The sequence below is a fragment of the Rhizobium alarense genome, from assembly GCF_021555155.1.
GTDB classification, from domain to species: Bacteria; Pseudomonadota; Alphaproteobacteria; order Rhizobiales; family Rhizobiaceae; genus Rhizobium_D; species Rhizobium_D alarense.
The window spans coordinates 1-14403 of sequence record NZ_JAKGBU010000010.1 but is presented as its reverse complement, the minus strand read 5'-3'; the positions used below and the strand labels follow the sequence as shown (position 1 = coordinate 14403).

Here is a 14403-nt window from a genome sequence, read left to right as displayed (position 1 = left end):
GGGCGAAGTCCTTGCGCCTACCAGAGAAACTGCGGGAGGATGAAGTCGGGCATCGCGCCGTGCTCGCGGTAGAGCCGCGCCCGCTCGGCATCGTCTGCACGGGCCAGGATGCCGGTCGCAACGAGGACCGAGGCAAGGCCGGCGCCTTGGGCACCCGCGATGTCATGCTCGATGCTGTCGCCGATGCAGACGACGCGCGACGGGTCCGGCGCGCCGAGGAACCGCATTGCCTCGGCATAGATGTCGGAGAACGGTTTGCCGATCCAGCGCACGGTGCCGCCCAGTTCCGCGTAGAGGTCCGCGATGCGCCCCGCCCCGAAGGCCTCGCCGTCGCGCGTCAGCATGACCTTGTCGGGATTGGTGCAGAAGCAGGCGACGCCACGCCGGGCGGCCGGCTCCAGCAGAGTGCGGTAATGGTCGAGCGGATAGCGGTCGCCTTCGCTGGCAGAGATCATCACCACGTCGGCGTCGGCACCCGTTGCCGTCTGCACCAAACCGAGCCCGTCGATCGCCGAGGTGTCGCCGTCACGGCTGATCAGCAGGCAGCGCCGCTCGATACCGTCCGCCATTTCGGCCTTCAGGATACGCCAGGCCGTCTCGCCCGACGTGAGGAACAGATCCCAATTCGCCTCGTCGAAGCCGATTGCCGCAAGCCGCCGGCTGTTTTCCGCCGCGCGCTTCCCCGAATTCGACAGGATGATGACGCGCTTGCCCGCCGCCTTCAGGCGCGACAGCGTTTCGGCGGCACCCGGATAGGGTCCGCGCCCGTCGCGCAGCACGCCGAACTGGTCGACGAGGAAACAGTCGAAACGGTCGGCCACCGCGCCGAGCCCGGCGATCTTTACGGGCACATTCACAGCACACCCGCCTTTCTGGCACCTGCCAGAGCCAGCCGCGCCGTGCCGGCCGCCGCCTCTTCCGAGAGAACCGGCAGGAAGGGCACGCCGAGCCGTCGCTGGCGGATGCGTTGCCAGACGGCATTGGCAGCGCCGCCGCCGACGCTTCTGATCGAGCCGAGCTGCGGTCCGCCGAGGTCCAACAGCCGTCGATAGGCGAGCGCTTCGATGCCGGCGATGCCCTCGAAGATCGCCTTCAGAAATTCGGCATCGCTGTCGGGACGCGGCGTCATGCGCGGGGGAAGCACCGGATCACTGACCGGAAACCGCTCGCCGGGCTTCGGCAGCGGATAGTAGTCGAGCCCCGTATCCGTCTCCGGATCGATGAGGCCCGAGAGTTCCGCGATACGCTCGCCGGAAAAATGCTGTGCCAGTACGACGCCGCCGGTGTTCGAGGCGCCGCCGGCCAGCCACATGTCGCCGATGCGGTGGCTGTAGAGCCCGTAGTCCGGCGCAAAGAGCGGCCGGTCGGAGAGCATCTTCACCGTCAGCGTCGTGCCGAGCGCCGACACGCCGTCGCCCGGCCGGTCGGCGCCGGTCGCAAGGAAGGAGGCGCAGCCGTCCGTCGTGCCCGTGACGACGAGCGCGCCGGACGGAAGGCCAAATTCGGCGGCCGCCTGGGCCGCAACCGGACCGACCGGCGATCCGGCCGGCAGCACCTGCGGCAGCAACTCCGGCCGGGCACCCGTCGCGGCGATCCAGTCCGGCCAGCGGCGGTCGACCGGATCGTAGCCGGTCTTCAGGGCATTGTTCTCGTCGGAGACGTCGAAACGGCCAATCAGCAACCCGGACAACCAGTCCGCCTGGTGGATCACCCGCGCGACACCCGGAAGGCTCTGGAAGCCGATCGCCTTGGCAAGCCCGGAGGTCGGTCCGTGCGCGGCACTTTCGCGCGCAGCATTGGCCGACACGGCTTCGAGGATCGCGGCATCGGTGACGGGATCGTTGTACATCATCGGCACAGCCAGCGGCCGCCCCTCTTCATCGACCGGCAGCAGCGTGCCGGACGTCCCGTCGATCGCGACTGCGACGATCCTCTCGTCGTTCAACGCGCCCAGCATCCCGGCCAGTGCGATCTGCATCGCCCGACGCCAGACGGCGGGATCGCGGTGATCGGTGGAAAATGCCGCGAGTTTCGTCGCGCCCGATGCAACGACGTCGCCCGCTTCCGTCATCGCGACCGCGCGTACGCCGGATGTGCCGATGTCGATGCCGGCGACGACGGGCGTGCTCATTGCAGCACCCCGTTTGCCGGCCGGTTCAGCGCCTGCCGGTATTTTTCCGCATCCCAGCCGAGCAGTTCGCCATTCTCCGCCTCGGTAAAGTAACGCAGGCGCGCTGCCGCCGGAATGCGGGAGGCCACGTCCGACAGGCAGCGCGCCATGGCAAGGGCCCCCTCGCTCGCTTCCTTTGAAACGAGGACGCCCTTGCCGGGGAAGAGGATCGCCGGAGGGAGTGCCCGGCTCTCCTCGACATGCTGTTTCTCGATATCGAGCGCCGTGCCGCCGGGTTCGACGATGACGGAGCCCTTGCCGAGAAAAATGACATGGTCCGGATAGAGGCTGCCGCCGGCCGCATGCCGGCAACTCGCAAGATCGGTTGCCACGCCGTGGATGGCGGGATCGTCGGGAAGCCGGTAGGCGCTGTCGAGCGCCAGCCGCTCCAGCGCCGGCACATCCGGCCTGACGAAGGGTCGCGCCGGCAGCGCCAGCCGGCGCGAGACCTCCTCCAGCAGCGCCGCCGCCTCCGCTACCGTCTCACCGGCGACCGCAAGCCCGTGATTGCCGAGGATCAGAACGCTGGTCTCCGGCGCAATCCGCGACGCGATGGCCCGCGCCAAGGGCAGGCCGGGACGCGCATAGGGCACGAAGGCATGCGCCAACCCGTCGAGCTTTTCGGCCGCGATGATCTCGCCGTTCTGCTGCACCGCGTGTGCAATGGTCTCGACGCAATGCACATGCACCACGACCGTCTGCTCCATCAGCGCATGCACCGTCGTCTCGATGGAGGGGCGCAGGCCGGAGGGGTTCTTCTCTTTGACGACATAGTCCTGTGCCTTCTCGGCCGAAGGATCGTCGCGGTCGAGCGCGTCGAGCAGCGGCTCCAGCGCCACCGGCACCATCAGGTCGCGCCTCAGCGCATCGCGCAGCCAGAGGCCCGAGGCCTTGATCCAGAGCGTACCGCCCTCCTTGATCGAGGTGTTTCCGCCCGCGCCCTGCACCAGCGCCGGGTCGGCGCCGATCCGGGCGGAAAGCGCGATGAGGGCTTCGAATTCGGGACTGCGTATCATCAGGTCGCGGCTCTCAATCTCTGTTCGGCTCCGCTGAACCATGCGGCGAAGGCTATCTTCTCCGCCTCGTTCATGTGCAGGCCGTGTTTGGTACGGCGCTCGAGAATGTCCTCCGGTGTCACGGCCCATTCGGTCTCGACGAGGAAACGCACCTCCCGTTCCCGGAGATAAGGCCCGAAGCTCTCGCCAAGGTCGGCAATGGTGGCCGCATCGCCGATCAATTGATAGGCCCGGGTGCCGTAGAGGCGGGCATAGTGCTTGGCGAGATCGGGCGGCAGAAAACGGTAGCGGGCGCGAAGCTCGCCGAGGAACTGATCGAAATCGGCATCCGGAATGTCGCCGCCGGGCAGGCTGGCCTTCGCCGTCCAGGCAGGTCCCATCGCCGGGAAGAACGGCCTGATCTTCTCCAGGGCGTGTTCCGACAGCTTGCGGAAGGTGGTGATCTTGCCGCCGAAGACGGAGAGCAGCGGCGCCTTCCCGTCGTCGCCGTCGACCTCGAAAATGTAGTCGCGCGTCACCGCGCTCGGGTTTTCCGCATTGTCGTCATAGAGCGGCCGGACACCCGAGAAGGAATGGATGATGTCGCTTTCGACGAGCTGCTGCTTGAAATAGCGGTTCACCGATTTCAAGAGATAGGCGATTTCGTTGCCGTCCGCCGCCACGTCCTCCGGCCGGCCCTCGTAGGGAATATCGGTCGTGCCGATCAGTGCCAGATCGTTCTGGTAGGGGTTGATGAAAATCACCCGCTTGTCCGGGTTCTGCACCAGATAGGCCTGCCGCCCCTCCCAGAATTTCGGCACGATGATGTGGCTGCCCTTGACGAGCCGCACGTTGCGCGCCGAGTTGAGGCCGGCGACGCGGCCGATCACGTCGTTGACCCAGGGACCGGCCGTGTTGACGAGGCAGCGCGCCGTGACCGCCTGCTTCTCGCCCGTCAATGTATCTGTCAGTTCGGCCGTCCAAAGCGGACCATCGCGCCGCACGACCGAACAGGCGGTGCGGGTCATCACCTTCGCGCCCTTCGCTTCGGCATCCAACGCATTGAGCAGGACAAGCCGGGAATCATCCACCCAGCAGTCGGAATATTCGAAGGCCTTGCGGTATTCGTTGCGGATCGGCGCGCCCTCCGGGGCCGTCTTCAGATCGAGCGTGCGCGTTGCCGGCAGGCGCTTGCGGCCGCCGAGATGGTCGTAGAGGAAAAGGCCGAGCCGCACGAGCCAGGCCGGACGATCCTCGGGATTGTGCGGCAGCACGAAGCGCATCGGCCAGATGATGTGGGGTGCTGCCTCCAGCAGCACCTCGCGCTCGATCAGCGCCTCGCGCACCAGCCGGAACTCATAATATTCGAGATAGCGAAGCCCGCCATGCACCAGCTTGCCGGAGCGTGAGCTGGTTCCCTGCGCCAGATCGTCCTTCTCGCAGAGCAGCACGGAAAGCCCCCTGCCCGCCGCGTCGCGCGCGATGCCCGCACCGTTGACGCCGCCGCCGATGACGAGCAGGTCGTATATGCCGGTTTCCGCTGTCACGTCTCTTCTCCTGTCCGTCCGGCCGCCGCCTCACGCGGCCTTGCCGCCTTTTCCGTCCTGCAGACCGTACGTCGCGAAACCCTTGAGCACGCCGGCGATCTCCGCGTCGGGCAGGATCACCGGATTGCCGATCAGCAGCGCGTGGTAATATTGCTTCGCCAGCGTCTCGAGCTCGACCGCCGCCCACATCGCCTTTTCCAGCGTCGCGCCGGTCGCAATCATGCCGTGGTTCGCCATCAGGCAGGCCGAGCGGCCGTCCATCGCGCGGATGATGTTGTCCGAGAGGTCCGTCGTGCCGTAGCGCGCATAGTCCGCCACGCGAACATCGCTGCCGCCGAAGGCCGCGACCATGTAGTGGCAGGCGGGAATGGGCTTTCGCGCAATTGCAAGGATCGTCGCGAAGGTCGAGTGTGTGTGCACGACGGCGCCGACATCCGGCCGCGCCTTCTGGATCGCGAGATGGAAGGGCCATTCGACCGAAGGCTTCTTCGGACCGTCATAGTCTCCGTCGCCCGAAAGCGGCAGCGACGCGATCATCTCAGGCGTCATCGTGTCATAGGGGATGCCGGACGGCGTGATCAGCATGCGTTCGCCGAAGCGCACGGAGATATTGCCGGATGTGCCCTGGTTGAGGCCGGAGGCGTTCATGGCCCGGCAGTGGTCGATGATCGACTGGCGGATGGCAAGCTCGTTCATGGCGTCCTCAGCACGGATTGACCGGCGGCTCGCCGGCGATGTAGCGGCGCACCTCGTCCGCCGCCATCTCGGCGGCATAGGTGACGGTGCGCACGGACGCGCCGGCGATATGCGGCGTCAGCGTGACGTTCGGCAGTTGCAGGAGCGGCCAGTCCGCCGGCACCGGCTCGACGGCAAAGGTCTCCAGCATGGCGCCGCCGAGATGGCCGCCGACAAGCGCATCGTAGAGCGCGTCGTAGTCGCAGAGCGGCCCGCGCGCCGTGTTCACGAAAAGCGCGCCCGGCCTCATCTTCGCAAACGCCTCGGCATTCGCCATGTTGCGCGTCTCCTCCGTCACGCGCGGATGCAACGTGACGATGTCGGAGCGCGACAGCAGGTCGTCGAGCGCCACATGCTCGACGCCGGCATTGCGGTCCTCGGCCGAAAGCTGCACATAGGGATCGTGCACCAGGACCTTGGTGCCGAAGGCGCGCAGCAGCCGCACGACCTTGGTGCCGATATTGCCGTAGCCGATCACGCCCACCGTCATTTCGGAAAGTTCGCGGCCCGTCACGTCGGCGCGGTAGAGCTCGCCGCGCCATTCGCCCCGGCGCAGCGATTCATGGCCGGTGCGGATGAGCCGCGTCTCGGCGAGGATCGCGCCGATGGTGAATTCGGCGACGGCACTCGCATTGCGGCCCGGCGTGTTGACCACGGTAACCCCTGCCTCGCGCGCCGCCGCCATGTCGATATTGACCGGCCCGCCGCGCGAGACGGCGACGAATTTCAGCCCCGGCAGCCGCTCGAACATGCCGCGCGACAGCGGCGCGAGCTGGGTGATGAAGATCTCCGCGTCGCCGATGAAATCGACGATCTCGTCGGCCGAGCCGAGATATTCCTTCAGCCCGTCCATGCCCTCGACTGCATAGCCGTGCTCCATCGGCACGTCCGGCCAGGGCAGTTCGAGCATGCGGATCTCGTGTCCGTCGCCGGCCGCCTCCACCAGCTTGTCGCGGAACACCTGCGGCAGCATGAACCGGTCGCCGGCAATCGCTATCGTCTTCGTCATCGAACGTCGTCCTGTTGTCGTGTCATCGCCTGCCAGACCGGCCGGAGCGCCTCGCGCGACTGGCGATAGGCCGGGAAGACCGCCTCGAAATGCCGGACGAGCGCCTCGTCCGCCGGTTCCGCCGGGCGCTGGCAGGGGCGCACCCATTCCGCCACGCAATCGGCCATCGAACCGTAGAGCCCGAGCGAGACGGCGGCGATCATCGCGGCACCGGCCGCACCCGCCTCCTCGCGCTCGCTGGTCTGCACGCTCGCCCCGAGCGCGCCGCCGAGGATGCGCCGCAGCGAGGCGCTGCGCGCCGCGCCACCCGTCAGCCTGACGCGCGCCGGCAGCGGCCCCATGGCGAGGTAGCAGTCGCGGGCGGCGAGCGCGAGCCCGTCGAAGACGGCGCGCACCATGTCGGGAAAGCCGCTCGCGACCGAGAGGCCGACGAAGGACGCCCGCGCCGAGGCATCGACGAAAGGCCCGCGCTCGCCGGCTTCGGAAATATAGGGGTGAAAGATCGGTGGCCGGTCGCTCGCCTCGGCCAGCCAGCCGTCGAGATGCGCCAGAAGCTCCGCCTTGGATTTTCCGATGCCCATGCTTTTTAAAAGCCCGCCGGCGACCGACAGGATCCAGTCGATGTTGAGCGTCGCCGCCATGTTGGACTGCATCTGCGCATAGACGCCGGGGATCGGCAGGCACATCGTGTAGCCGGTGCGGTCGGCGTTCAGCCTGACATCGTCGGCGCTGGTCGCAAGCCGCATGTGCATGCCGGTCGAGCCGACGATGGAGCAGCCGATGTCGGTGCCGGGATCGTAGAGCCCGGCACCCAGCGATGTGCAGGCGACATCGACATAGCCGAGCACGATCGGCGTGCCGGATGGCAGGCCCGTCAGGGCCGCGGCGGCCTCGGACAGCGGATGATGCGTCGTCGCGCCATCGACGATCTCCGGCAGCAGGTAGGTCTGCTTGCGAAGATCGAGGAAGTCGATGACCGTATCCGAATAGGCGCGTTCGCGGAAATTGCCGAAGGTGAAGCAGGCCTCGGACGGGTCGGTCGCCCGCCGGCCGGTCAGCTTGAAATAGAGCCAGTCCTTGCAATGAAAGCCCGTCGCAGCGCCATCGAGCATCTCCGGCGCATTGTCGAGCATCCAGCGTAGCTGCGGGCCCTGCTGGCAGGCGGCGAGGCCGGATCCCGTGTGGCGGAAGCGCTCCGCATCGCCGCCGGTTTCGCGCAGCCGCGCCACCGTGTCGCCGGCGCGCGCGTCGAGCCAGAGCCAGCCCTTGCCGACCGGCTGGCCGTCCCTGTCGACCAGCCAGGTCCCGTCGCCCTGCCCCGTCACCGCGATCGCGACGACACGGGAGGCGAGGTTATCGACCTTGCCGGCAAGCTCGACCAGCGTGCGCGCGGTATCGGCCCAGGTGCGGTCCATGTCCTGCACCGCGCCTGTACGACCTACCGTCTCATAGGCATTGGGGATCGCCGCACTGGCGATCTGCCGGCCCTTCAGGTCGAAGGCGACCGACTTGATGACGGAGGTTCCCGCATCTATGCCGATCAGGACATCGCGCATCTCAGGCGAGCTCCGGTCCGTGGCTGACGGCCTTGCCGGTCTCCGCATCGAAGACATGCAGCGCGCCCGCGTCGAGCGTCAGGCCGATCGTGTCGCCATGCTCCAACCTCACCCGGTCGTGTTCGACGAGCACCATGGTGCCGCCGGCGAAATCGACGGCGATATGGGTCTGGTCGCCGAGCCACTGGCTGACGGCGACCCTGGCCGGCACGCCGCCCTCCTCGCGCCGGACCGAATAGGGCCGGATGCCGAGCACCACCTTCTTGCGGTTCCGGAGTTCGCCGAGCACGGCGGCGGAAAAATCGGATGCCTGGTATTCGAGCCGCGCGCCTTCGCCGAGGCCGAACACGATCGTATCGCCGGTTGCGGCGATGCCCGCCTCGAAAACGTTCATCGGCGGCTCGCCGACGAAGGTGCCGGTAAAGAGGTTCGCCGGCCGCTCCTTGATCATCTGCGGCGTATCGAACTGCTGCAGCACGCCGCCCTCCATGACGGCAATGCGGTCGGCGAGCGCGTTCGCCTCGGTCTGGTCATGGGTGACGAGGATCGCCGTCAGGCCGTTCTCCTTGATATAGTGCTTGATGCGGCCGCGCAGAACGGCACGCAGTTGCGGCTCGAGCTGGCCCATCGGCTCGTCGAGCAGGTGCAGGTCGGCGTCGCGGATCAGCGCCCGGCCGAGCGAGGCGCGCTGCTGCTGGCCGCCCGAGATCGAGCTCGGATACCGCCCCAGAATGTCCTCGATCTCCAGCAGTTTGGCGATATGCGCGACCTTCTCGTCGACGACAGTCTGCGGCAGCCTGGCGGCCTTCAGCGCGAAGGCGATGTTCTCGCGCACCGTCAGCGGCGGATAGAGCGAATAGCCTTCGAAGGCCATGGCGACATTGCGCCTGACCGGCGCAAAGGTGTGGATCTCGCGGCCGGCGAGTGAAATCTGCCCGCGCGACACCGGCTCGAAGCCGGCGATCATGCGCAGCGTCGAGGTCTTGCCGCAGCCGGACGAGCCGAGCAGCGCGACGATCTCGCCCTTCTCGATATGCATCGAGAGCTTCCTGACGGCATGGACGCCGTGGTCGACGGGGCCGTAGAACTTGTCGACGCCGTTGATCTGAAGTGCCGCGCCGCTCATGCCGCTTCTCCCCGTGTTCCTGAACAATTGCCTTCGCGGGCGATCAGCGCGCCCGACGCCTTGTCGAAGAGGAAGGCATGGCTGCCGTCGACGGCGATATGCGCCGGTCCCGAATTGGGGCCGGGTGTGCCGGCCGGCCGGGAGACCAGGATTTCACGCCCGCGCGCCGTCAGCACGAGCGTCACAGTCTTTTCGTTGAGCGGCGTCTCCGCCTCGACACTCACCGGAATGGCGCCGGGTTTATCCGCCGCGACGAAGGTCACCGCTTCCGGCCGGAGCCCGAGCACGCAGGCCTTGCCGGCGACCGCGGCCGGAATGTCCGGCAGCACGATCCGCACGTCGGAAAGCTGCACGGACACACCGCCCGCCTCCGGCTTCGGCGTCACGTCGAGCAGGTTGATGGTCGGATCGCCGAAGAGCCGGGCGATCTCGATCGTCGCCGGCGCCGTGTAGATTTCCTCCGGCGTGCCGATCTGGTGAATGCGGCCGGCGGCCATCACGGCGATCCGGTCGCCGAGCGCCATCGCCTCCTTGTAGTCCTGCGTCACATAGACGACCGTCGCGCCCTGCGCTGCGAGCAGCCGCGGCAGTTCGAGCCGCATCTCGAAGCGCAATTTCGCATCGACGTTGCGGAGCGGATCGTCGAGCAAAAGCAGCGGCGGCGCGCCGACGAGCGCGCGGGCAAGTGCCGTGCGCTGCTTCTGGCCGTTCGACAATGCCTTGGGATGATGCGTCAGGACGTGGTCGATCTTGAGAAGCTTCGCCACCTTCTGCACGCCGGCCTTGATCGCGTCGCCGGAGGAGCGCGTCGCTTCGAGCGGCGTCGCGATGTTCTTGAACGCGTCCATATGCGGGAAGAGCGCGAAATTCTGGAACGCCATGCCGATGCCGCGGTGTTCGGCATCGACGTCGGTCATGTCCTTGCCGCCGATCAGCACCTTGCCCTCGTCCGGCTCGATGACGCCCGCGACGAGGCGCAGCAGCACCGACTTGCCGGCGCCGGAGGGGCCGAAGAGCACGAGCGTTTCCCCGTCGGCGACGTCGAGCGACAGATGGTCGAGCACGGCCTGGCCCTTGTAGCGCTTGACGACGGTGTCGAGTGTGAGCGTGGTCATGGTCCTACCCCTTCACCGCACCGAGCGACAGGCCTTCGACGAGGTAGCGCTGGGCGTAGAGTGCGAGTGCGAGCGTCGGCGTGACGGAGAGCACGATCGCCGCGGCGATCTGGCCGTACTGGATGCCTGACGAGGTGACGAAGGCGAGCGCGCCGACTGTTACCGGCTGCTTGTCGGCCGATGCCAGCACCAGCGCGAAGACGAAATTGTTCCAGGCGAAGATGAAGGCGAGCAGGCCGGCCGCCGCGATGCCCGGACCGGCAAGCGGCAGCGCGATCTTCCGGAACGTCGCGAACCAGGAGTGGCCGGCAATGCGATAGGCATATTCGACGTCGGCCGAGATGTCCTCGAAATAGCCGCGCACGATCCAGAGGATCAGCGGCAGGCAGATCAGCTGGTAGACCCAGATGAGGCCGATATAGGTGTTGGCGAGGCCGAGCCACTGGAAATACTGGGTCAGCGGCAGCAGCACCAGGAGCGGCGGCGCGAAGCGGAAGGAGAGCAGCGTGAAGGCGATGTCTTCCGAGCCCTTGAACTTGTGGCGCGCGAAGGCATAGGCAGCCGGTACGCCGAGCAGCAGAGCCACCGCGACGGACGTCACCGACAGGAAGACCGAATTGCCGAGGTTCTTCATAAAGGCGATGTCGAGCGTGCCGGCCGCCGTCGTCAGCTTGCCGGTGATCAGCGCCGCGTAGTTTTCGAGCGTCGGCGCAAAGAACAGCTTTGGCGGGATCTGCAGGATCGTTTCGTTCGTCTGGAACGACATCAGGAAGATCCAGACGATCGGAAACATGAAGAAAAGGACGACGAGGCTGAGCGCGACGAAGCGCAGCGTCCTTTCGATGGGGGACATGGTTTCCATGACTTTGCCCTCACGCCTCGCCGCGGGCGCGTTCGCGCAGCCGCAGCCAGTTCTTGATGAAAATGTTGGAGAGGATGTAGGTGATCGCCCACAGGATGATCAGCAGTGCCGCCGAGCGCCCGACATTGGTCGACTGGAAGAAGTTCAGATAGGCCTCGACCTGGAAGACGGTCAGCGTGTTGCCCGGCCCGCCCTGCGTCATCGCATAGATGATGTCGAACTGCTGGATGCTGTCGAGCAGCCGGAAGAGTGTCGCCGTCAGGATATAGGGCGTCAGCATCGGCAGGGTGATCCTGAAGAAGACGAAGAGCCGCGGCACGCCGTCGAGCGCCGCCGCCTCGAAGGGCTGGGTCGGCAGCGAACGCAGGCCGGCCAGAAGCAGGATCATGATGAAGGGCGTATAGACCCAGATGTCGACGAGCACGACCGTCAGCAGCGCCGTGTTCGGCGAGGAGGCCCAACGGAAATCCTCAAGCCCGATCAGGCTGGCGAGATAGCTGAGGATGCCGAAGCCCGGATTGGTCATCAGCTTCCACATCAGCGCGGCGAGCGCCGGCGCGATCATCAGCGGCAGGAGCAGCATGATCGAGATGAAATTGTTGACCGTCGAGCGGCGTTGGAGCAGCAGCGCGATGCCGAGGCCGAGCAGCAGTTCCAGCACCACGGTAAAGCCGGCATACATCAGCGACACTTTGAGCGTGTTCCAGAAGGCCGGATCGGTGAAGAAGTTGAGATAGTTCTCACCCCAGTTGAACTGCCGCGCCCAGGGCTGCGACAGGCGATAGCGCTGGAACGAGTATATGACCGCCGTGAAGAACGGGATGAGGATGCCGATGCAGACGAGGAGTGCGGGAAGGCTGAGCACATAGGGCAGCGCCCGTCGCGAGATCCGGAAGCCGGACGCCTTGTTCTGGTAGGTTGCCGGTGAAGCCATGGTGCATTTCCGCTTCGTGTTCGTCGCCGTAGCCGTACGCGCGCGTTGCGGCGGAAGCGCGCTTCCGCAGTCCGCGAGACATCGGTCCGGTCAAGTGTTCTTGGGGGTGGAACCCGGCCTTTCGACCGGGTCCCTGCACATTCGCGCGTTCGCCATCAGCCGAGGCCGGCTTCCTTGAGCTGCCGGTCGATGCTCTCGGCGAGCTGGTCGAGACCCTCGTCCACCGGCACTTCCTTGGCGACCATGCGCTGCAGCGTCGCCGCCCATTCGGTCGTGACGTCGAAGAACAGCGGCTGCGCCGTGAACTTGATCGAGGCGCCGGGAGCCGAGACGTTGAACATGTCGACATAGCCCGGATAGCTCTTGTTGAGCCGCTCCGTGAAGGCCGGATCCTTCCAGACCGACTGGCGGACCGGGTTGACGAAGTCCATCTTCGTCGCGCCGAAGATGGCGTGCTCGAGGCCGGATGCCCATTGCAGGAAGTACCAGGTCGCATCCTTGTCCTTCGCGAAGTTGGACATGGAGAGCGACCAGATCCAGATGTTCGGCGTCGGGGCGTCGGCATCCGGATTGGCGGCAAACGGCGCATAGGCGAGCTGGCCGGCCATCTTGTTGTCGCCGCCATTCATGAAGTAGCCGAGGATGTCGGCGTCGAAGATCATGGCGGAGGCGCCGGCGCCGAGGTCGGTGCCGACCTGATACCAGGTATAGGTCGACCAGTCCTTCGGGCCGCTCTCCTGGATCATCTGGACGAACTTCGAGTGGTAGGACTTGGAGTCCGCCGTGTTCATCGCCGCCGACAGCTTGCCGTCTGCCGAGACATTCAGGTCCTTCTGGCCGAAATTGGCATAGCCCGACAGGAAGCCCGGATGAATCGTCGCCCAGGAGCGCGAGCCGCGGACGCCGATGCCGTAGACGCCGCCGCCGACGTCCTTGGTGAGCTTGGCCGAAATCTCGATCATCTCGTCGATGTTCTTCGGAACCGAGACGCCGACCTTGTCGAACATGCCCTTGTTGTAGCTGATGTTGTTCTGCTCGAAACCCCACGGAATGCACCACTGCTTGGCGTCTTCCGAGCCGAGCGCGCCGCCCGGCTGGCCGTTCCAGGCGCAGCTGTCGCGCACGCCGGGCAGGAAGTCGTCCCAGGCATATTGCGGGTTGGTCTTTTCCGGATCGTTGATCCATTCCTTGAGGTCGGTGATCCAGCCGGCCGGGCCGTAGGTCCAGGTCATGTAGGCGCCGGTCATGAAGGCATCGTATTCCGACGAGCCTGACGACAGCGCCGCCGTCACCTTGTCGAAATAGACGTCCTCCGGGAACACGTCATAGGTGACCTCCATGCCCGTCAGGTCCTTGAAGGCCTGCAGGTTGGCGATCATCGCGTCGGCATAGGGATGTTTGTTCAGAAGCAGCTTCAGCGATTTGCCGGAATGCGCCTTCCAGTCGAAATCGGCGGCGAGTGCCTGGGTCGCCATCATATTGTAGAGCGTGCCGGCGCCGGCCGTCGTCATGCCCATCGCGCCAAGGCCCTTCAGCAGCGAGCGGCGGTCCATCTGGCCGCGCATGAACGCGCCGATGAGGTCTCTCTCTTTCTCATGCATGTCGTCTTCTCCTCCATCCAGGGTAGTTCTTGCCCATTCAAGCAGTCACCGGCTACCCAGCCCGGTATTCCTCCCGCCGGACCGGGGCTTCCCGCCCGCGGCCGGCCCAAATGTGCGTCCCCGCCTCATGCGGCCTTTCCCATGAGAGCGAGCGCCGTCGCCTCGTCGGTGATGAGGCCGGAGAGCCAGCCGCTCGCCAGCACCGCCTTCAGCGCCGGCAGCTTGATCTTGCCGCCTGCCACCGCGACGATGCGCCGGTCGCGCAACTGGTCGCGCCCGAGCGTGAAAGTACGGTCGGACAACGACGTCTCGACGGGCCTGCCCCTGGCGTCGAAGAAGTGGCCGAGGATTTCGCCGACGCCGCCGGCGCGCTTCACCTCCTCGATCTCGCCCTTCTCGATCATGCCGGTCGCGACGAGCGACGCCTCGCGCTCGGCGGTGCCGATGCCGACCAACAGCAGGTCGGCGCCAGCGGCCAGATCGAAGACCTCGCGCACGCCGCGCTGGCTGAAGAGGATGTTCCGGTCCTCCACCGAGTTGGCGAAGAACGGCACCGGCATGACATAGGCCTCCGCGCCCGTGCGCTCCGCGAGGCGGTGGATCACGTCATGCGGGTTGGCCGAGAATTTTCGCGTGAGCCCGCCGAGCAGCGAGACGAAGCGCACGCCGTTGGTCGAGGTGCGCGGCAGATATTCGACGCAGGCGGCGAGCGTGCGGCCGTGGCCCATGCCGATCAGCATCCCGCCGCCGCGC

13 protein-coding genes are annotated in these 14403 nt (G+C 66.4%); all 13 read right to left on the bottom strand.

Annotation, left to right across the window (positions count from 1 at the left end; translation table 11 throughout):
- Positions 1-17: 17 nt before the first annotated feature.
- The gene (locus LXM94_RS04985; RefSeq protein ID WP_235770054.1) at positions 18-857 is read right to left on the bottom strand and encodes a TIGR01459 family HAD-type hydrolase; all 840 of its coding nucleotides are present in this window, start codon (positions 855-857) and stop codon (positions 18-20) included.
- Complete coding sequence (locus tag LXM94_RS04980; protein WP_235770053.1) at positions 854-2131, bottom strand: FGGY-family carbohydrate kinase; 1278 nt, start codon at positions 2129-2131, stop codon at positions 854-856. The genes LXM94_RS04985 and LXM94_RS04980 overlap by 4 nt, the downstream gene beginning before the upstream one ends.
- The gene (locus LXM94_RS04975) at positions 2128-3186 is read right to left on the bottom strand and encodes a class II aldolase/adducin family protein (RefSeq protein ID WP_235770052.1); all 1059 of its coding nucleotides are present in this window, start codon (positions 3184-3186) and stop codon (positions 2128-2130) included. Before LXM94_RS04975 ends, LXM94_RS04980 begins: the two co-directional genes overlap by 4 nt.
- Positions 3186-4712: a glycerol-3-phosphate dehydrogenase gene (locus LXM94_RS04970; protein ID WP_235770051.1), complete on the bottom strand. Its 1527-nt coding sequence runs from the start codon at positions 4710-4712 to the stop codon at positions 3186-3188. The genes LXM94_RS04975 and LXM94_RS04970 overlap by 1 nt, the downstream gene beginning before the upstream one ends.
- Positions 4713-4742: 30 nt before the next feature.
- On the bottom strand, positions 4743-5408 hold the full coding sequence (locus LXM94_RS04965; RefSeq protein WP_235770050.1) for a class II aldolase/adducin family protein: 666 nt from the start codon (positions 5406-5408) through the stop codon (positions 4743-4745).
- A 7-nt stretch (positions 5409-5415) separates the two neighbouring features.
- Positions 5416-6456 carry a 2-hydroxyacid dehydrogenase gene (locus LXM94_RS04960; RefSeq protein WP_235770049.1) on the bottom strand — a complete coding sequence of 347 codons (1041 nt, stop codon included), beginning with the start codon at positions 6454-6456 and terminating at the stop codon, positions 5416-5418.
- Positions 6453-8012 carry an FGGY-family carbohydrate kinase gene (locus LXM94_RS04955; protein ID WP_235770048.1) on the bottom strand — a complete coding sequence of 520 codons (1560 nt, stop codon included), beginning with the start codon at positions 8010-8012 and terminating at the stop codon, positions 6453-6455. The genes LXM94_RS04960 and LXM94_RS04955 overlap by 4 nt, the downstream gene beginning before the upstream one ends.
- Position 8013: 1 nt before the next feature.
- Positions 8014-9138: an ABC transporter ATP-binding protein gene (locus LXM94_RS04950; RefSeq protein ID WP_235770047.1), complete on the bottom strand. Its 1125-nt coding sequence runs from the start codon at positions 9136-9138 to the stop codon at positions 8014-8016.
- On the bottom strand, positions 9135-10253 hold the full coding sequence (locus LXM94_RS04945) for an ABC transporter ATP-binding protein (RefSeq protein WP_235770046.1): 1119 nt from the start codon (positions 10251-10253) through the stop codon (positions 9135-9137). The genes LXM94_RS04950 and LXM94_RS04945 overlap by 4 nt, the downstream gene beginning before the upstream one ends.
- Positions 10254-10257: 4 nt before the next feature.
- Positions 10258-11115: a carbohydrate ABC transporter permease gene (locus LXM94_RS04940; RefSeq protein WP_235770045.1), complete on the bottom strand. Its 858-nt coding sequence runs from the start codon at positions 11113-11115 to the stop codon at positions 10258-10260.
- A 10-nt stretch (positions 11116-11125) separates the two neighbouring features.
- Positions 11126-12049 (bottom strand): carbohydrate ABC transporter permease, encoded by a 924-nt coding sequence (locus LXM94_RS04935; RefSeq protein WP_235770044.1) that lies wholly within the window; start codon positions 12047-12049, stop codon positions 11126-11128.
- Between the two features lie 155 nt (positions 12050-12204).
- Positions 12205-13650, bottom strand: coding sequence for an ABC transporter substrate-binding protein (locus LXM94_RS04930; protein WP_235770042.1), 1446 nt, complete (start codon positions 13648-13650; stop codon positions 12205-12207).
- A gap of 125 nt (positions 13651-13775) precedes the next feature.
- Positions 13776-14403 (bottom strand): sugar-binding transcriptional regulator (locus tag LXM94_RS04925; RefSeq protein WP_329605588.1); only part of this gene is annotated, 628 nt, incomplete at its 5' end.